The organism is Acinetobacter sp. CAU_H_S139_7 (assembly GCF_058599305.1).
In genome coordinates this window covers 829,486-848,474 of record NZ_CM178651.1, presented here as the reverse complement: position 1 = coordinate 848,474, position 18,989 = coordinate 829,486, and the positions used below count along the sequence as shown (strand labels likewise).

The following is an 18,989-nucleotide window of genomic DNA, read 5'->3' as shown; positions in this document are numbered from 1 at the left end:
TCAAATCTTAGACTTAATTGCTTGCGCTTTTTTGAGCAATCAGCTTTTTATATTTATCCATGAGCTCATCCTCAGTTTCCGCATGATTAGGATCCAACGGAATACAGTCCACTGGACAGAACAATTGACACTGGGGTTTATCATAATGTCCGATACACTCTGTGCATAAGTCTGGATTGATTTCATAAATCAATTCCCCCATGAAAATGGCTTCATTGGGGCACACAGGTTCACAAACATCACAATTGATGCATTCATCGGTTATATATAAAGACACATTACCAACCTTGTTGATGTTTACGTTCAAAAGCAGCGACTACAGCTTGCGGTACAAACTTGGTCACATCACCTTTTAAACGTGCTATTTCACGAATCAACGTCGATGAAATAAATGAATACTGCTCTGACGGTGTTAAAAATACCGCCTCAAAGTGTGAATCAAGTTGACGGTTCATATTGGCTAACTGGAACTCGTATTCAAAGTCAGACACCGCACGCAATCCTCGCAGTACAGCCGTTGCCTTCTGTTCACGGAAGAAATTTACCAACAAACCATCAAAACCTACAAACTCAACATTATCAAGATGGCTTAATGATGCTTTGGCCAAGCTCACACGCTCTTCTAAACTAAAGAGAGGGTTTTTATGATGACCAATGGCAATGGCTACCACCACTTCATCAAACATACGTGATGCACGTGTAACCAAATCAATATGACCATTGGTAATTGGATCAAAAGTCCCCGGGTAAATGACGCGAGTTTTAGACATCCATTTTTACTCTGTTGATTTTGTAGAGCCATATTTTAGCAAAAACTTGTTTTATAGGTGAAGAAACTCTATAAATTTGAAAAAACTTCACCTTAACCATGCTTTAAGGCACAATAGGTACATTGTTGGAAGTAATTGATTATGGCGAAAGCAACTGTAGTTAAAAAAAATACCAGCGGGACGATTGCACAGAATAAACGTGCACGTCACGACTATTTTATTGAAGAAAAATTTGAAGCTGGCCTGTCACTGCAAGGCTGGGAAGTGAAATCATTACGTGCAGGTCGTATGACGCTGTCTGAGAGTTATATCACCTTTAAAAATGGTGAAGCTTTCCTGTTCGGTGCTCAAATTCAGCCTTTACTCAGTGCATCTACGCACATTGTTCCTGAAGCGACCCGTACCCGTAAATTATTGTTGAACCGTCGTGAACTGGATAAGTTACTCGGCGCAGTGAATCAAAAAGGTTATTCATGCGTTCCGCTTGTTGCTTATTGGAAAGGACCTCGTGCGAAATTAGAAATCGCTTTAGTGAAAGGCAAACAGCTACATGACAAACGTGCCACGGAAAAAGACCGTGACTGGCAACGTGATAAAGCCCGCATTATGCATAAATAAGAAAAAGCTCGGATTTTCCGAGCTTTTCACTATTAAAATCTATGTTTCTTCTGTAATCCAGCGATCACGCAGCGTACCTATTTTCGCAGATGGATGTATCAAAGTTTTATCAGGATTGACCAATCGTACAGAACCTTGTGGCAATCCATAATACAACTCAATACTTCTCTGGATTTTTCTTACACGCGCATCACTTCTAGTCGCTCGTTGTCGCATTGCTCCATAACGTTCGGAAATATTTTTAGCTTGAACATTTGCACTTCGTGGTTTACTAGAGTCTTCAACATTATCAAATTCTTCAATAATCTCTACATTTGGAGTAAATTTTTCAACCAGTTCTAAAAGAGCATCGAATTGATAGTTTTCTCCATTCTCTTCCCAAGTTCCTGTAAAGAACTCCCAAGAATCATCTTCAAATGCACCTATTAACTTATATGTTACTTCTTTCTTACTTCCATCTTTATTGCAATATAAAAGGGTGCCAACTACATTTTGTTCTTCTAAATGCAGTCCTAAAGTAATTTTTCCTGAAAAAAAGTCTCTATATTCACTCGACTTACCTTCAAATAACAAAACTAATACATCATTTTGTATAGTCAAGCTCACAGAACTAGAAGGATACTCATCCCAATAAATTTCATTCATTAGTGTTCATCCCCTGCATTACTTTCAATATTAAACTTTTCAATCGCAGCTTTTACAATTGCATCAAAATATGAATGGGCTTGTTTTAATATATCTAAAGCAGTTTCAAATGGCGATAAAGCATCCTCTAAGGTCTCACTTTCATAGTTTTCGATAAAAACTGTTGGATCAATTCCATCAATCACTAAATACCAACTACCTTCTTTTGCATTATATTTAAACCCCAATTGCTCTATTTCTGGATGTATCTGATTTTTTTCAGTTGTAAACATTTTCCAATCTTTTGCTGTACATTTCAGATAATTATCTCGCCATGGATAAAAGTTAAAAACCATATAATCCACATCATTTTTCAAAAAGGTCGTTAACCACCATTCTGTGCAATCCCCTCCAGTTTCTTGACTTTCACACCCCAAAAAATATCGAGCATAAAACTGTTGATGTTTAAATTCTTGCTCATTTTTAGCCCGCCAACTTTCTGGTGCAAACTGAATAGTCCCATCCTCGTAAAAACTAAAGGTACCATTCCATTCATGTTCTAAATTTTCGAGATAATCTTTTACTTTATTATCAATAACGGTACATAGCTCTTCATAAACTTCACCCTCCACCAGCTTCTTCGCTTGCTCCAAATATTGAATATTTTCAATAATTAAAGCTATAGCCTTCTTATTACTCATAACATATCTCCTTTTTGAAAATTATTTAAAGTTTTTAATATGACCTGCAAACTGACTTAAAAGCCATGTTCCACGATTATTTGCAGCACTAATATTTGCATAGCTTGTAAATTGTTTCGCAACCCTCAACCAAGAAAGGCCAAATACCCCATCATCGTTTTGATACTGTTGTGGTAACTTTCCATCTTTTGTCAAATAGACAATCAACCATTTTTTATTGGCTGCTTTTACTCTGGCAATATTTACATAGCGCTGTAATTGATTTTGTCCTTCCACTGCATTAATTTTCACCTCAATAAAAAGCAAAAACTCATCTGAATTAATTTCAATATCAATCCGGTTTTCCTGATTACCAAGTGGGCAACATTCTTCTATAATTTGGTATTTATTCGGCTTGAAACTTCTAAATTGTTCTGGCAGTAGTTGTAAGAACTCTAATAAAATTGCATTTTCTTGGCCATGATCTCCACGCCAATCTAGGAACCACTTTAACACTGCGCAATTTCTCAGTTCATCTGCTTTTAAACCAGCAGCTTGCCAAACATTCAGATTGAAACCATTTTTTCTTGCCCCATGTATTGGCTCTACTGCCTTTTCAAAATTTTCAAAAAAGCTCCTCAGCTTGCTATCATCAACATATAAAGGTTGCTCTAAATTTACTTTTATTAAAGGTAAAGTCCTCCACCTTATAAAAAATAGGTCAAGGCCCTGAGCTAACTCTTGATCCAATGCATCTAAATTATGTGATTCTTCTAGGCCTCTCCAGTTTTCAAAAAAACCTGACAACTGATTAAAAAATTCAATCTCATTTAAAACCATAACCTTAGCCTCCTTATCCTTTTTCTATTTCTAAATAATATTCTTCTGCTTTTTTCTGCATCTCATCAAATATATTAAAATTTTCATTTATCCTTTTAATTGCACAGAGAATAGGCTCAAGTGAGTGATAGAGTAAACCTTGATTATATTCACACATAAATAGATCTGAATTTAATGGCTCTATTTTCAACGCCCAAAAAGTTGAATAGTCATCAAGCTCAAATCCACATTTTTTTAAATCTTGATACTGCATCAATGTCCTTGCCCGAAAAGAGTTCCACTTGCGTCGAGCTTGATAGCGTTTCAAATCAAAATCTGCTTTGCTTATATTGGTGTTTTTATCAATAAGTTGATCAATTAGTTCATAATTTAGAATAAATTTTATAGTGATATAACCGTTATCATTATTAAAAAAACTAGACGTTGGAAGCCGATTACTACTATTAGTCATAAAATTATCATCAGCATTATAATGACTCTCTTTATCATGATGCGCTAACTTAAAAAAAGCATAACTCTGACTAATATTAAAAAATTCATCTGAACTATTCTCTAAATTTGAATATATCCATTGCTTTGGAGCAAACCACAACTCTTTATGCTCAAAGCTACAACAAACATCCCATATCATGGTTTCCCACTGCATCATCGGGAAACTAAGCTTTTGCTGATTTTGTGTCATACGTTCAATAGTGCTAAAAAGTTTCTCTGAAACCATCTCTTCAAGAAAGTGCCCTATGTTTATTGCGTTAGATAAATTATTCAGTACATGCTCTATAGACATTTCATTTTTCATTTTTTACCTAATCATTCATTGACTTTTAAATATTTAGAAAGGGATCAACTATTTCATTTCTTTCTAAAGCAACAGTCGCTCTATATACGATTTCTTCGCGTAAAATATTGGGAGTTATAACCTGAATTAAATGCGCATTTTTCATAAACCAATCTATACAACCATTTGTAATCACACATTGAGCCGTTAGTTCATAATAATTCTCTTCTAAATGGCTAATTATTTGATTTTTTCCTATTGGGTTCCGCTGAAGCCCATCCAATAGTTTCTCATCAAAAATTAAAAATATATCCAGTTCTTCTCTATCAAAAAGTGCCCACTCAAACTCTCTTTGATCAACCAAATCATCAATATCATAAGGGTCTATATGTACAGATATTCTTTCAGGAATAATTTTTACACACCCAAAGTTCAGCATATTGAATGTGCGTAACTCTCCTTTCTCTTTTACAATTTTGCTAGCAATTAAAAACTGTTTATCCCCACAATGAATAATCCCATGAGGCTTCAACATATAGGTGTGACTATCAAAATGGTTTTCTTTCCTATATTCAGCTTCTAGCCAAACTCCATCCTCTAAAACTGCTTGATAAATTGTTTTTATTTCTTCTGAATCATAAGGATTCTCTGCATTTTTAATAAAATTCTGGGGTACAAAGCGGAAACGTGACTGCCAATTATCTAAATTAGTGTCTTTTGTTAGTTGTTGTTTTGCTGCGTCAAAGAACCCATTTACATTTTGTTGAATATCTGTAGGCAAATATTCACATAAATAATTATTTGCCATTACTAAAACTAACGCTAATTCTGAACTAAATTGTTCAATAAAGGCATTTTGACTTAAACAATATTGTGCAGCTTTCCGACCTCTACTCTCTATTAAGGTAAGTTCGCCTGCTGAAAGTAGTTTAGGAATAAGTTCCAAATCTCTTTGTATTGCTTTAACAAATGATTTTTCTTCTATATCACGATCATAATAATGACGTACTTTTTCTTTAAATTCTTCTATTGTTAAAGCTGATTTCGGAGCACGAGGTAAAACTTTATAAAGTTCTAGCACTCTGTTAATTAGATTTATATTGGTTTTACTCATACTATTATTCTTTAGATCGAATCTGTAGGCATAGAATAACAGCATTAAGAGACGTTATATGTCTCTTAAAACATCAATTTATCTAAACTTATTTAGTAGAAAGGCTAAATATTCATCAAGCCAAATGCAGTCTGCATCATAGGTAAATCTGCCATTGATGAAGGTGAATCACCCTGCCAATAATGCACTAACCAACATTTAGAGAACTATTCCATAAACAATTTTAATACTGAGGTTATTCGTGCGTTCCGCTTGTTGCTTATTGGAAAGGACCACGTGCCAAATTAGAAATCGCTTTAGTTAAAGACAAACAACTACATGACAAACGCGCCACGGAAAAAGACCGTGACTGGCAACGAGATAAAGCCCACATTATGCATAAATAATAAAAAACCTCCCATGTGGAGGTTTTTTATTATTAGAACTGTTAATAGTCAGCTTTTAGCTCAACCAAATATTTTCCAAACTTTCGAGCAGTTTCCAAGTCACCTTCGGGTGGGGTTATTTCAACACTGGCATTGTCTGACTGAGTCATCAAACCTAAAAAGCTCGACATCCGATTAATATCGTGTTGGCTACGCCCTGTCGGCATAAACGGTAAACCAGCCCACAACATACCATGCTGCATAGCAAATAAATTAATCTGTTGTAATACCGCCAGTTTATCGCCACTTAAGCCCCCACCATTGGTAAAGCCTGCAGCCAGTTTTCCTTGCCAAGCCCGTGCTAACCAACGCTTAGAGGAATCTTCCATAAACTGCTTAAGCGCTGCTGTAAGACTGCCCATATACGTTGGGCAACCCATCACAATAATATCGGCCTGATCTAACAAGTCCCACTGCACTGCAGCAACAGAAATTAAATGCACATCAGCACCCGCCTGCTCTGCACCTTGTGCAATATACTGAGCGACTTTCGCCGTATGACCATAGGCGCTATGATAAACCACACACACATGAACAGGTGCAGCAGAAACAAGATCAGGTACAGACATGGAAATTTTTAAGACCAAAGAATTGAGTTAAGTTTAACACTTCCACTCGCTGAGTGGGGAGTAAGTGCAAGGATTAAAACAGCCAAGCACTTGATCAGAAACTCAAACTATTGCATAAACACAAAGGTCGCCATACGCCCAGTTTTGGCATGACGTCGATAAGAAAAGTACTCATTCGACTGGCTAAAGGAACACTGATCACCACCAGAGACCACTTCAACCCCGTGCTGTTCTAGAATAAATTTTGCGATCGCATATAAGTCAGCATAATATTTTCCAGCTTGTGCACCTGTTTGAAATGCAGACTCAAGCTCAGCATACTTTGAACAAAAGGCTTCTTTTACTTCCACCCCAATTTCAAAACAAGGTTGGCTAATAGCTGCGCCCAACCAAGCCCATGTCGGCTGAGTGTTCATGCTGGCAATGGTATTTTCAATAATGCCATGCGCCAGCCCACGCCAACCTGCATGCAAATTGGCCACTTCGCTTCCATCAGCATTACCTAAAACCACAGGTAAACAATCGGCTGTCATCATCATCAGGGCATGCTTTGGTCGCTGTGTCACCAAACCATCCCCTTCTTGAGCATCAAAGTCAATTTGCTCATTCACTACACGGCAAATGGTGCTATGGGTTTGTGTCATCCATGTGATTTTATCGACCCCATAGCCTGCAAACTCTTCGAGCAAGATCATACGATGCTGTTGCACACGTGCAGCATCATCCTGTACGTGCAAAGCCAAGTTAAAGCCTTGCAGTTCAGTTTGAGTAGTCTCTAAAGCACGATCATGATGCACACGGGTTTGCCCCACAAAAACACCTGCCGGAAGTCCTTGAACAAATTGCATATACTGTCCTTATGATGATTCATCTATAACTTAATAGGCTTTGTTTTCCGTACGAAGTACATCAACCAAGGTCGCCAAGTCTGCTGGCCACGGCGCTTTAAACAACATTTCTTCACCTGTACGTGGGTGTTTCAAACCTAGCTCTGCTGCATGCAAGGCTTGGCGTCTGAAACCACGTAAAGTCTCATCTAAAAGTTCTGTTGCACCTGCGGGCACGCGCACACGCGGCATATACACAGGATCGCCAACTAAACCAAAACCAATATAACTAAAATGCACACGAATCTGATGCGTACGTCCAGTCTCAAGACGAGCTTGGATGCGGGTGAAATGTTGGAAGCGCTCTTTCACGTTGTAGTGTGTTACAGCATCTTTACCGCCTGGCAATACCGCCATTTTGACACGATCTACAGGGTGACGTTTAATCGGTTCATCCACCGTGCCGCCAGCAATCACATTGCCATACACAATCAGGTCATAAACACGGTAAACCGTTTTTTTCGCCAATTGCTTGCTGAGCGAAAATTGCGCTTCTAAATTTTTCGCAACGACCAACAAGCCAGAAGTATCTTTATCAATACGATGTACCAAACCCGCACGAGTCAGTTCTGCCGATTTTGGATAGTGATGCAATAATGCATTTACCAACGTACCTGATGAGTTGCCCGCACCTGGGTGAACCACCATACCAACAGGTTTATTAACAACAATAATGTCATCATCTTCATAGACAATATCCAACGGAATGTCTTCAGGCAGACTACGAGTTTGGGCTTCTAACTCAACTTCAAGGTTTAACAGCTCAAATCCTTCACATTTATATTTCGGTTTGACACTGTTACCATTTACCAACAAATGGCCTTCTTTTAGCCACTGTTTGAGTTTTTCACGCGAAAAGTCGCTCCAAATCGTTGCTGCAACTTGGTCTATACGCTGTCCGAGATAAGTTTCATCCAATTGAAATTGCAACGATAAACGTGTTGCAGTAGAGCTTGAAGTATGGTTATCTGCATCCTCAGAATCTTCAAGTAAATTGAAATCAGTTTCAGGGAAATTTGGATCGGAAGATTGTGCTTGAGCCATTTGATCATTCAAATAAAAGTGATTTAATAGCGCAATTGTAGCTCATTGCCCGTATTAACAGAGGAATTTTTATGTCGCTACCACATTATAAAATGACAATGCTTGCTCTAACGATTGGCATTGCATCTGCAATGGTAGGCTGTAGCAGCAATCCCAAGAAAGAAGTGGTAGATACCGGTCCACAATCGAGTGAACAGGTTTATATTCAAAAAGCAGAAAAAGCACTGCAAAGTGGTCAATATACCGACGCTGCAAAACACTTAGAAGCATTAGATACCTATTACCCTACAGGTGAATATGCGCAACAAGCTCAACTAGAGCTGCTCTATGTGAAGTTTCAGCAGAAAGATTATGAAGGTGCGATTGCACTGGCTGATCGTTTCATTCGTTTGAACCCTCAGCATCCAAACGTGGACTATGCCTACTATGTCCGTGGCGTAGCCAACATGGAACAAAACTATGATGGTTTGATTCGTTATACTTCTTTAAAGCAAGCACATCGCGATGTGAGCTATCTTAAAGTGGCGTATCAAAACTTCGTAGACTTTATTCGTCGTTACCCTTCAAGCACTTATGCTGTAGATGCCGCACAACGCATGAAGTTTATCAGCAATGAGTTGGCTGAAAGCGAAATGAATGCCGCACGTTTTAATATCAAACGTAAAGCATGGGTCGCAGCACTAGAGCGTGCGCAATGGGTGATTGAACATTATCCACAAAGCCCTCAAGTGCCTGAGGCTTTAGCAACTGTTGCTTATTCGTATGACCAATTGGGCGACAAGCAAACTGCGCAACAATATACCGATGTCTTGAAACTAAATTATCCAAATTTAGTGAAATCGAATGGTGAAGTGAACTTACGCGCTGCACGTAAAGAAGCAAGTTGGGTCAACCGTGCGACTTTAGGTGTGTTTGGTCGTGAAGAACAAAACAGTTCTGAAGAAAAAATCGAACAACCCAAACAAACAGCAGAACGCAGCTTTACCAATCGTGTCAGCTTCGGTTTACTTGATCGTCCTGAAACACAGCAAAACATCAATACTGAAACCGAATAATTCCTCTGAAATATTCGCTATTTTAGAAAGGGCAAGTTATCATACTTGCCCTTTTGTTTTGTGCGATTTCCGCTTGATCAAAACGCCTAAACGGTATACAAAACAATCTAGATTCGATGGTTTTTTGCATTTTACAACCTCCATCTCTGCTTCTTTTCACGGTTCAAAACATCAGCGACTGACGATTCGACATGGCTATTCCTCAACACACCATTGACCAAATTTTAGATCGGACCGACATTGTCGACCTGATTGGTCAACGTGTGAAACTTAAAAAGTCAGGTCGTACCTATTCAGGCTGTTGTCCATTCCATCAAGAGAAATCACCGTCTTTTCACGTATATCGTGACAAACAGTATTTTCACTGTTTTGGTTGTCAGGCCAATGGTAATGCCATTCGTTTTTTAATGGACATCGACAGTCGTAGCTTTATTGATGTGATGAAGGATTTGTCGAGCCAAACAGGCATCGAACTTCCAAAAGACAACCGTGACTCGAAAAAACTGGTGTATAAGCGCGAAGCTAAACCTGCCCAAAAACCACAGGTCGATGTCGCAGAAGCCAAGAAAACCGAGCCAGCTCCAGCACAACCTGAGTTTCAGATTGAGCATGATCCTTTTGCTGAATTTCAGTCCATGGACTACCAAGAGGGTTACGCTGATTTTGATACTTTCGAAGGCTTCAACACCGCCCCCGTTCAGGAAGGCAACTTATACGACCTGTTAGAAAATATTGCGCAATACTATGAGCAACAACTACCGCATAGTCGCGCTGCTCAGCAGTACTTTAAACAGCGCGGGCTCAGTCGAGATACCATTGCATATTGGCGTTTAGGTTATGCACCTGAGGACTGGCAACACCTAGAAAAAGCCTTCCCACAAGATATCGAAGGCTTAAAGCTACTCGGATTGATTCGCACTAGCGACAACGGTCGTGACTTTGACTTACTGCGGGATCGCGTCATATTTCCGATTCGTGATGCCAAAGGTCGCGTGGTGGGCTTCGGTGGTCGTGCTCTCAATGACGAAATTAAGCCCAAATACATCAACTCACCAGACTCTGAGGTATTTCATAAAAACCAATTACTTTATGGTTTATATGAAGGCCGTAAACAAAAAGCCCAAGACTGGCTGTTGGTCGAAGGTTATATGGATGTGATTGCGCTACAGCAGTATGGCATAGCAGGTGCCGTAGCGACCTTAGGAACTGCCAGTAACACCGAACACTTAAATATTCTGTTTAAACAAAACAACCGGATTACCATTGCCTTCGATGGTGACGTGGCTGGACAAAAAGCGGCACGCCGTACTTTAGAAATTGCGCTCCCCTTACTCAATGATGGTCGCGAGCTGAAGTTTTTTGTTTTACCAAATGACCATGACCCTGACTCACTGATTCGTCGCGAAGGTATTGAAAACTTTAATAAGCTGCTTCAACAAGCCCCACTGTTGTCAGACTTTGTATTTGCACATCTGACACAGAACCATGACATCAGCAGCCCTGAAGGTAAAAGTCAGGTCATGAGTGAGTTACGTCAACTTACGGACTTATTGCCAAAAACAGGCTCTTTCCGTTATTTGCTAAATCAATCCTTCAAAGAAAAACTCGGTTTTGGTCGTCGCTGGACACCTCAAGTCAGCAACGATGCCTCGTTGTCTTTTAATATTCGTACCAAAGATGAAGACTTCGCGCTCGCTGTTCTGATCCATCATCCGTTTTTGTATATTCACTTTGAAACTCTACGCGCCTATTTACCTGAAGATGAACTTTTAGCGCATGTGCTACAAGTCTTAGATGGCATCTTTGATGATTTACCCGATGACCAAGAACTGGCGACCTATTATGTACTGGGTGCGTGTAGCCGTTATGCCAACGCGATTGCCGATATTATGCAGCGCACCAATATTGAAGAACTAACTAAAACACCAGAACTGGCGGATAAACTGGCCAGTGAATATGCCCTTTCGCTTGAAGAAAAATATTTAAAACTTAAACTTAAAGCCCCAAATTCATTAATTGAGACACGAAATTTAAAACATAAACTCTTTGAACTGACCAAAAAAATAGGCTTAAGACTGATTACTTAAACCTATTGCATTTTTATATTTAGATTTACTTTTTAGTTTTACGTCGTTTAGCAAAAGTCTCATTTAAACACGTTTGCATTTGTTCAAAATGACTCGGATCTTCAGATTTGGCTGCTTCACGCAGCATAATCGAGGTCGGATGTAGTAACTTCTGCGTCAAACGATGTGCAAACTCTTGCATCACCTGTTCCGCCTGTTCCCCTTTCGCAATTCGTGCCAGCGCTAGATCTAATTCTTCTTGTCTTAACTGTTCACCTTGCTGACGGTAAGCATGGATGGTTTCACCTGCGAGATTGACCTTCTGCTGGGTCACCAACTCCGTTGCTAATTGGTTAACCATGACCTCAGCTTCAACCGCGGCCTGACGACGCTGAGCAAGGTTTTCATCGATCACAGACTGTAAGTCATCTACGCCATATAAATAGACGCCATCCAAGCTTTCCACTTTCGGGTCGATATCACGCGGAACAGCCAAATCGACCATCAACATTTGTTGATAACGACGTTTTTTTAAAGCAGCTTTGACATCTGGATAATGAATCACCTGATGTAAACTACCGGTACAACTGGAAATGACATCTGCACGCGCTAAGTTATTGGCCAACTGATCAAATTCAATGATTTCAACATCTACACGATGGGCTATTTCTTGAGCCAAAGTTTCAGCCCGTTCACGTGTACGGTTACAAATGAGGATTTTTGCGACTCCCATTTCAGCCAAATGCTTCGCCACTAAGCTATTCATTTCGCCCGCAGCGACCACCATGACTGTCAACTTTTCAGGCTTACTAAACACTTGTAATGCCAACTGAGCCACCGCGTAGCCCATCGATACGGCATGACTACCCACAGCCGTTTCAGAGCGGACGCGTTTCGCCGCATAGAAAGCATATTCAAAAATTCGGTTTAAATGAGGAGAAACAGTATGAGCCGTCTTCGCTAGAGATAGTGCAGATTTAACCTGCCCCAAAATTTGCGGTTCACCAAGCATGAGTGAATCTAAACCGCTTGCAACACGCATCAAGTGAGTCACAGCCTGCGCATTTTCATAACGGTATACATGATTCAACAATTGTTTAACATCTATGCCATTTGCTTGGGCGAGCCAGTTCAATACCATATCTGAGTTTTCAGACATGGCATACACTTCTGTTCTGTTACACGTAGAGACCACCACCATTTCATTTAAGTCTTGGTTTTGGCCTTGTTGCTCAAGCAGTTGCGTTAACTTTTCAGGGTTAAATGCAATTTGCTCACGCAATTCTACGGAGGCGGTTTGATGGTTGACACCCAATGCAAAGAAAGACATATCAGATCATCATTTCGCTAAATTTATGCTATTGTGCAATAACGGTGTCATAAAAAGCATTACTTGGATCAAGAAAAATTGCGTCAAACACATTGCCGACTGAGCGGCGCGAGAATTAAGCAATATTCTACCACATTCTTACTCGTCGGTAGCATGGCATCTAGTGCTCATCTTAGAGCAGCTGGAGATTTTTCGCTATCTAATTATGATGCAATTCAACAAAGTATGATTGCCGAATTTGCACTGGCTTACCAAGACAGTGCAACTGCCCTACACAACTATACTGTGTTGGCGATTAAAAGTAATTCCACCACCATTAAACAGCGCGCTTTAAATATTGCTCTTGAACAAAATGACTTGCATGCCGCACTCGACATTGCAACGCATTGGGTGGTGCAAGAGCCCACCGATGTTCCAGCATTATTTTATTTGTCTCACATTGCACTCAAAGCACATGAATATGAACTTGCGGCTGAAACGCTCGATAAAATTCTCAATATTGATGCCAATGCCGATTTAGAGCAAATCCTTGCTGGGATTGCCCCTGAAGAACCTGAAGATCAAGAAATTCTCATTCAAGCGTTACGTTCGAGTAAGGAGCGGAACAACCCCTCTATTTTGGCGTTGATTGCAGGTTTAGAGGCGCAAAATGGCCAACTTCAACAAGCCCTAACCACCATCAATAAAGCCCTAAAAAAGCGTGGAAAAGTCACAGGCTACATCCTGATGAAGGCCAACTTACTGAGCGCACTCGGTCAAGAAGAAGAAACCCGTAATTGGTATGCAAAATCGAGTCGTAAACACCGTGACAATGTCGATGTCCGTTTAGCCGAAACCAAATATCTGATTAAAATTAATGCGTCAAATGAGGCCTTAACCAAGCTTGAGAGCTTGATTAAAAAATGGCCTGACCAAGAAGAAGCCTTGTTTATTGCAGGGTTAACCAGTATTGACTTAAAGAAGTACGAAAAAGCGGAAAAATATCTGGTTGAACTACGTAATTCGGCCGAATATCAAAATGAAGCCTATTACTATCTAGCAGTGAATGCTGAACGAAAACAGCATTTTGAAACAGCAAAAGCCTACTATCGTCTGGTCGATGGTAGCCTGTATACCGTATCGCGTCGTAGCCTCATCAGTATCTATACCCAGCAAAGCAAACCCAATGATGCTTTGCGCTTTTTAACCCAAGAACGGGTGAACTATCCACAACATGCAAGCTTTTTGTATCAGGCGCAAGCCGATATTTTAAAGCGCATGAATAATAAAGCCGCAGCCATGCGACTGTTAGATGAGGCGATTAAGAACTTACCAGATGATCCTGAACTGATCTATTCTGAAGTGCTAATGTTGGATCCACATACAGATAAAGACAAACTTGAAAAGTTGCTAAATCAACTGTTAAGTATCGAGCCTAATAGCCCAACCTATCTCAATGCTTATGCATACACTTTAGCCTTGCAAAACAGACGCTTAGATGATGCACGCAGATTTGTTGAACATGCTTTAGAATATGCCCCTGAACAGGCCTCCATCTTAGACACCTTAGGCTTTATTTGTTACTTACAAAATGACTTTAGCACGTCAGCCAAAGTCTTAGAAAAAGCCTATCTCATCAATGGTAGTGTCAATATTGGCGTGCGTTATGCGCGTTCAGTCTATATGCTCGGTGATCTGCAAAAATTCTCCACTGTGTTACAACAACTCAAACAAAAACACCCAAATGATCCTCAATTGGATCAACTTAATACTTTATTGTTACCCCAACAACTGAAAAAGAGCTCATAGTTTTTATGCGTATTTTCTCAAATCTGAGCTTAAGCTTACTTGCTGCAAGTAGCTTGGCACTAACAGGCTGTCAACAATTTACCAAACCACAGCTTGATCCAAACACCATACAAACTGAATCTGATCAACAATTTAGCTTACAAGGTAAAATTGGGGTGCGTACGCCAGAACAAACAGGCAGTGCTTTTTTTACATGGGTACAACAGCAACAAGAGTTTGATATTGAACTCAGTGGAATTTTAGGCGTTGGTAAAACGCAAATTACAGGCCGTCCAGGTGAAGTTAGCCTGAATAGTGCTAAAACTGGCCTCATCCAAGCTGAAACCCCTGAAGAACTTTTAAAAACAGCAACAGGTTGGCAGGCACCCATCACCCATTTAGTCAATTGGGTTCAAGCCAAACCGGCAACAGTTCAAGCACAAATCCAACGTGACAGTGCCAAACGAGCAGTACAGATCATTGAAGATGGTTGGAGCGTTGAGCTGACCTATAATGAGCAAGCCCATATGCCAAATCGGTTAATTTTAAAACAAGCACTTGAAAATGGTACAGAAAACCGTATTACAATGGTCATTCAAAACCGCTAGTTTGTCTCGTTATGATCCGTGTCCCTGCCCCATCAAAGCTGAATTTGTTTTTACACATTACGGGTCGTCGTGAAAACGGCTACCACGAACTGCAAAGTATTTTCCAGTTGATCGATCTGTGTGATTGGTTGGAATTTGAGCCTCGTACGGATCAAGAGATTCATATTGAAGGCTTAAACAGTGTCGATTTGAGTCAAAATTTGATTTATAAAGCGACACAGATACTTAAGCCGTATGCACAAACAGCCACCGGTTTATCCATTCGTCTTGAAAAAAATATTCCGATGGGTGCAGGCTTAGGTGGCGGTTCATCGGATGCCGCGACGACATTAATCGTGGTCAATCAACTGTGGCAGTGCGGGCTAAATATTCAGCAACTAGCAGACTTGGGTGTTCAGTTAGGAGCAGACGTTCCCATCTTTATCCATGGTCGCAATGCATGGGCTGAAGGCATAGGTGAGCACTTAACATTCATAGACTTAGATCAAAAACAATACATTGTGTTAAAACCTGATTGTTTTATCAGCACTCAATTGCTTTTTTCACAAAAAACATTGACAAGAAACACGAAGAGCTCTAAATTTTGCGCCTATCAGTTAAAGCCATCTGATTTTGGAAATAATTTTGAGCCTTTGGCAAGAAGTTTATATCCAAAAGTAGATGAAGCAATGCAATATCTCGACCAGTTCGGTGTTGCAAAACTTACAGGTACAGGTGCTTGTGTTTTTACTGAAGTAACGAGTGATATGAACATTGATGATGTTCTTGCAAATGCACCATGTAAAGCTTACTTGGTCAATAGCTTGAATGAATCACCAACAAGACATATCCACGTTACCTGATAGGGGTATCGCCAAGTGGTAAGGCACCGGTTTTTGATATCGGCATCCGTTGGTTCGAATCCAGCTACCCCTGCCATTTTATTTCACCTGTAGATGACTGTACTAGGGGTATCGCCAAGTGGTAAGGCACCGGTTTTTGATATCGGCATTCGTTGGTTCGAATCCAGCTACCCCTGCCATTTTACAGTAATCAAATTTAGGGGTATCGCCAAGTGGTAAGGCACCGGTTTTTGATATCGGCATCCGTTGGTTCGAATCCAGCTACCCCTGCCATTTTCCAAAAAAGACAGAACAACACTTTGCTGTTCTACTGTTAATTTACCTTGACAGAAAGACGCAAAAATATTAAAGTTCTGCCGCATTAGGGGTATCGCCAAGTGGTAAGGCACCGGTTTTTGATATCGGCATCCGTTGGTTCGAATCCAGCTACCCCTGCCATCTAATTCCTAAATTGCCAACCGCCAAGGGTGCTTCATGCCCAATCTTGTCGTTTTTAGTGGATCTGCACATCCACAATTCGCCCAAAAAGTCGTAAGCCACTTGCACATCCCTTTAGGTGCTGCATCTATTGGTCAATTTTCTGACGGTGAAATTGCTGTCGAAATTACTGAAAATGTTCGTGGTAAAGACGTATTTATCGTACAACCTACTTGTGCCCCAACGAATGATAACCTGATGGAAATCCTCGTTATGGCTGATGCTTTGCGTCGTGCAAGTGCTGGTCGTATTACCGCAGTGATTCCTTATTTCGGTTATGCGCGTCAAGACCGTCGTCCTCGTTCATCACGTGTTCCAATTACTGCAAAAGTTGTCGCAGATATGCTGACAACTGTAGGAATTGACCGTGTGGTAATGATCGACCTTCACGCTGACCAAATCCAAGGTTTCTTCGATATCCCTGTAGACAACATCTACGGTACACCAGCGCTTTTAGCTGACCTTCGTCAACAATCACATGATAACCTCATGGTGGTTTCTCCTGACGTTGGCGGTGTCGTTCGTGCACGTGCTGTTGCTAAACAAATGGGCGATATTGACCTTGCTATCATCGACAAACGTCGTCAAAAGGCAAACGAATCACAAGTCATGCACTTGATTGGTGATGTTAAAGGCCGTGACTGCGTCATCGTAGATGACATGGTGGATACTGCAGGTACGTTATGTAAAGCTGCTGATGCATTGAAAACATTTGGTGCGCGCAAAGTGGTTGCTTATGCAACTCACCCTGTTTTATCAGGTAAAGCTATTGAAAACTTGAAAAACTCTGTGATTGATGAATTGGTTGTTACAGACACCATTCCTCTTTCTGAAGAAGCTCAAGCTCTTGGTAAGATTCGCCAAGTTTCAGTTGCGAGTATGGTTGCTGAAACAATTCGTCGTATTAACAACGAAGAATCTATTAGCGCAATGTTTGATTCTTATCTATAATATAGCGCTGAATTTTAAAAGCCCTGCCCAGTGCAGGGCTTTGTCTCACTAGGTCGGTCGCAGATCTAGTTTATTTAAAACTTAAATTAAGGATGTCTATCATGGCAAACTTCGTATTAAACGCTCAAGCGCGTGAAGCAGCTAACCAAGGGAAAGGTGCGAGCCGCCGCCTTCGTCACGTTGCTCAAGTTCCAGCTATCATCTACGGTGGTGCTGCTGAACCTGTAGCTGTTACTTTAGAACTTCGTGAGCTTGTTAAAGCTTTAGAAAACAACGCTTTCTTCGAAGAAGTTGTTGAAATCAAAGTTGGCGACAAAGTTGAAAGCGTTAAAATCAAAGCGTTACAACGTCACCCAGCTAAAAACACGCCTATGCACGCTGACTTCGTTCGCGCATAAGTGTTATTGGTGTAATTAGTGTCAAATATTTCACTGATTGTTGGTTTGGGCAACCCAGGTTCTGAGTATGCCCAAACCCGCCATAATGCAGGCTTTTGGTTTGTTGAACGCCTTGCAGAACAATATGGCATTACGCTTAAAAAAGACCCAAAATTCAATGGAATGAGTGGGCGTGGTAATATCGAAGGTCAAGACGTCCGTCTGCTATTACCCACAACCTTTATGAACCTTGTTGGTAAAAGTGTTGTTCCCTTCGCAAAATTCTACAATATTGCTCCAGAAGCAATACTGATTGCTCACGATGAACTAGATATGAACCCTGGTGTCATTCGCCTAAAAACAGGTGGTGGTCATGGTGGTCATAATGGTTTACGTGACATAGTCCCTCATATCGGTCCAAATTTCCATCGCTTGCGCATTGGTATTGGTCACCCCGGTTCAAAAGAACGTGTTTCAGGACATGTCTTAAGCAAAGCACCAAGCAATGAACAAAATTTAATGGATGACGCAATCCATCACGCATTGGCTCGCACTAAAATGCTGGTGAATGGTGAGATTCAGCCTGCCATGAATCAAATCAATGCTTACAAACCAAACTGATAAGTCAAAAAAATGTTGAACCATGCAGCTTGCCATACTGTCATTTTAAAGGCAAAATGCGCTTGCCTGATTGCTTATCCAGCAAGTTCAGATTGATTCAACCATAAGATAACGATCTTAGGTCCACTCAGGAGACGCTAGCCATGCTATCTCGTTTATTAAAAGCAAAAATCCACCGTTGTGTTGTTACTCAAGCTGAACTCCATTATGAAGGTTCATGTGCAATCGATGGTCTTTTATTGGATTTAGCCGGTATCCGCGAATATGAAGAAATTCACATGTGGAACGTGACTAATGGTAAGCGTTTCAGTACCTATGCAATTCGTGGTGAAGAAGGTTCTGGCATCATTTCAGTCAATGGTGGTGCAGCACATCAAGCCGATGTAGGCGATTTAATGATTATTGCGACATTCGGTGATTTCACAGAAGCTGAAGCAAATGCACATAAACCACGTTTAGTTTATGCAAATCCAGATAACACTGTAAGTCACATGGCAAACTGCATTCCAGTACAAGTGGCTTAAGCCCAATAGATTAAAAAAATCCGCT

The 18,989-nt window shown here is 40.5% G+C and carries 21 protein-coding genes, 4 tRNA genes and 1 pseudogene; 15 read left to right on the top strand and 11 right to left on the bottom strand.

The genetic code is table 11. The features are described 5' to 3' along the window. Window positions 1–13 precede the first annotated feature (13 nt). Window positions 14–277, bottom strand: a complete 264-nt coding sequence (locus AC4MC0_RS04185; RefSeq protein ID WP_004695536.1) for a YfhL family 4Fe-4S dicluster ferredoxin — start codon at window positions 275–277, stop codon at window positions 14–16. Window position 278: 1 nt separating this feature from the next. Beyond that, entirely contained in the window at window positions 279–770 is a 492-nt protein-coding gene (gene coaD, locus AC4MC0_RS04180) for a pantetheine-phosphate adenylyltransferase (RefSeq protein ID WP_004695534.1), read from the bottom strand. Window positions 771–911: 141 nt separating this feature from the next. On the opposite strand from coaD, the gene smpB reads away from it, so the two are divergent. Next, complete coding sequence (smpB, locus tag AC4MC0_RS04175) at window positions 912–1,388, top strand: SsrA-binding protein SmpB (RefSeq protein ID WP_004695532.1); 477 nt, start codon at window positions 912–914, stop codon at window positions 1,386–1,388. A gap of 39 nt (window positions 1,389–1,427) precedes the next feature. Here the strand turns inward: smpB and AC4MC0_RS04170 are convergent, their stop codons facing one another. The 5 genes from AC4MC0_RS04170 to AC4MC0_RS04150 are packed head-to-tail and all read right to left on the bottom strand — an operon-like array spanning window position 1,428 to window position 5,421. Further along, complete coding sequence (locus AC4MC0_RS04170; protein WP_333653377.1) at window positions 1,428–2,033, bottom strand: hypothetical protein; 606 nt, start codon at window positions 2,031–2,033, stop codon at window positions 1,428–1,430. Beyond that, complete coding sequence (locus tag AC4MC0_RS04165; protein WP_335997476.1) at window positions 2,033–2,713, bottom strand: hypothetical protein; 681 nt, start codon at window positions 2,711–2,713, stop codon at window positions 2,033–2,035. The genes AC4MC0_RS04170 and AC4MC0_RS04165 overlap by 1 nt, the downstream gene beginning before the upstream one ends. A gap of 21 nt (window positions 2,714–2,734) precedes the next feature. After that, window positions 2,735–3,532 carry a PD-(D/E)XK nuclease family protein gene (locus tag AC4MC0_RS04160; protein WP_335997478.1) on the bottom strand — a complete coding sequence of 266 codons (798 nt, stop codon included), beginning with the start codon at window positions 3,530–3,532 and terminating at the stop codon, window positions 2,735–2,737. Window positions 3,533–3,545: 13 nt separating this feature from the next. Then, entirely contained in the window at window positions 3,546–4,328 is a 783-nt protein-coding gene (locus AC4MC0_RS04155; protein ID WP_335997479.1) for a hypothetical protein, read from the bottom strand. A gap of 25 nt (window positions 4,329–4,353) precedes the next feature. Then, complete coding sequence (locus AC4MC0_RS04150) at window positions 4,354–5,421, bottom strand: WYL domain-containing protein (protein ID WP_335997481.1); 1,068 nt, start codon at window positions 5,419–5,421, stop codon at window positions 4,354–4,356. Between the two features lie 233 nt (window positions 5,422–5,654). Here AC4MC0_RS04150 and AC4MC0_RS04145 point away from each other — a divergent pair. After that, window positions 5,655–5,807: pseudogene (locus AC4MC0_RS04145) on the top strand (SsrA-binding protein); the annotation flags it as partial. A 41-nt stretch (window positions 5,808–5,848) separates the two neighbouring features. Here AC4MC0_RS04145 and AC4MC0_RS04140 read toward each other — a convergent pair. The 3 genes from AC4MC0_RS04140 to rluD all read right to left on the bottom strand — a co-directional run bounded on the left by AC4MC0_RS04140 (window position 5,849) and on the right by rluD (window position 8,346). Continuing rightward, window positions 5,849–6,415 (bottom strand): flavodoxin family protein, encoded by a 567-nt coding sequence (locus AC4MC0_RS04140; protein WP_183173031.1) that lies wholly within the window; start codon window positions 6,413–6,415, stop codon window positions 5,849–5,851. 107 nt (window positions 6,416–6,522) lie between these two features. Continuing rightward, window positions 6,523–7,263, bottom strand: a complete 741-nt coding sequence (gene pgeF, locus AC4MC0_RS04135) for a peptidoglycan editing factor PgeF (RefSeq protein ID WP_335997484.1) — start codon at window positions 7,261–7,263, stop codon at window positions 6,523–6,525. A 30-nt stretch (window positions 7,264–7,293) separates the two neighbouring features. Continuing rightward, complete coding sequence (gene rluD, locus AC4MC0_RS04130) at window positions 7,294–8,346, bottom strand: 23S rRNA pseudouridine(1911/1915/1917) synthase RluD (protein WP_335997486.1); 1,053 nt, start codon at window positions 8,344–8,346, stop codon at window positions 7,294–7,296. A gap of 71 nt (window positions 8,347–8,417) precedes the next feature. Here rluD and AC4MC0_RS04125 point away from each other — a divergent pair, with 71 nt between their 5' ends. Then, window positions 8,418–9,401, top strand: coding sequence for an outer membrane protein assembly factor BamD (locus AC4MC0_RS04125; RefSeq protein WP_335997488.1), 984 nt, complete (start codon window positions 8,418–8,420; stop codon window positions 9,399–9,401). Between the two features lie 191 nt (window positions 9,402–9,592). After that, on the top strand, window positions 9,593–11,488 hold the full coding sequence (locus tag AC4MC0_RS04120) for a DNA primase (protein WP_335997490.1): 1,896 nt from the start codon (window positions 9,593–9,595) through the stop codon (window positions 11,486–11,488). Window positions 11,489–11,513: 25 nt separating this feature from the next. Here the strand turns inward: AC4MC0_RS04120 and hemA are convergent, their stop codons facing one another. After that, window positions 11,514–12,797, bottom strand: coding sequence for a glutamyl-tRNA reductase (gene hemA, locus AC4MC0_RS04115; protein WP_335997492.1), 1,284 nt, complete (start codon window positions 12,795–12,797; stop codon window positions 11,514–11,516). 78 nt (window positions 12,798–12,875) lie between these two features. Here hemA and AC4MC0_RS04110 point away from each other — a divergent pair, with 78 nt between their 5' ends. The 11 genes from AC4MC0_RS04110 (at window position 12,876) to panD (ending at window position 18,964) form a co-directional block, all read left to right on the top strand. Then, window positions 12,876–14,585, top strand: coding sequence for a tetratricopeptide repeat protein (locus AC4MC0_RS04110; RefSeq protein ID WP_335997494.1), 1,710 nt, complete (start codon window positions 12,876–12,878; stop codon window positions 14,583–14,585). A 5-nt stretch (window positions 14,586–14,590) separates the two neighbouring features. Then, a complete protein-coding gene (gene lolB / locus AC4MC0_RS04105; RefSeq protein WP_335997496.1) occupies window positions 14,591–15,172 on the top strand; it encodes a lipoprotein insertase outer membrane protein LolB in 582 nt (193 codons plus the stop codon). An 11-nt stretch (window positions 15,173–15,183) separates the two neighbouring features. Continuing rightward, window positions 15,184–16,014 carry a 4-(cytidine 5'-diphospho)-2-C-methyl-D-erythritol kinase gene (gene ispE / locus AC4MC0_RS04100; protein WP_335997498.1) on the top strand — a complete coding sequence of 277 codons (831 nt, stop codon included), beginning with the start codon at window positions 15,184–15,186 and terminating at the stop codon, window positions 16,012–16,014. A gap of 1 nt (window position 16,015) precedes the next feature. Further along, a tRNA-Gln gene (locus AC4MC0_RS04095) sits at window positions 16,016–16,090 on the top strand. Between the two features lie 28 nt (window positions 16,091–16,118). After that, window positions 16,119–16,193, top strand: a tRNA-Gln gene (locus tag AC4MC0_RS04090). A gap of 19 nt (window positions 16,194–16,212) precedes the next feature. After that, window positions 16,213–16,287, top strand: a tRNA-Gln gene (locus tag AC4MC0_RS04085). A 90-nt stretch (window positions 16,288–16,377) separates the two neighbouring features. Further along, a tRNA-Gln gene (locus tag AC4MC0_RS04080) sits at window positions 16,378–16,452 on the top strand. Window positions 16,453–16,488: 36 nt separating this feature from the next. Next, window positions 16,489–17,442, top strand: coding sequence for a ribose-phosphate pyrophosphokinase (locus AC4MC0_RS04075; RefSeq protein ID WP_004695513.1), 954 nt, complete (start codon window positions 16,489–16,491; stop codon window positions 17,440–17,442). A gap of 101 nt (window positions 17,443–17,543) precedes the next feature. Continuing rightward, window positions 17,544–17,840, top strand: a complete 297-nt coding sequence (rplY, locus tag AC4MC0_RS04070) for a 50S ribosomal protein L25 (RefSeq protein WP_333641549.1) — start codon at window positions 17,544–17,546, stop codon at window positions 17,838–17,840. Window positions 17,841–17,858: 18 nt separating this feature from the next. Next, window positions 17,859–18,440 carry an aminoacyl-tRNA hydrolase gene (gene pth / locus AC4MC0_RS04065; RefSeq protein ID WP_004695508.1) on the top strand — a complete coding sequence of 194 codons (582 nt, stop codon included), beginning with the start codon at window positions 17,859–17,861 and terminating at the stop codon, window positions 18,438–18,440. A 143-nt stretch (window positions 18,441–18,583) separates the two neighbouring features. Continuing rightward, window positions 18,584–18,964, top strand: a complete 381-nt coding sequence (gene panD, locus AC4MC0_RS04060) for an aspartate 1-decarboxylase (protein ID WP_004695506.1) — start codon at window positions 18,584–18,586, stop codon at window positions 18,962–18,964. The last annotated feature ends 25 nt before the right edge of the window (window positions 18,965–18,989 follow it).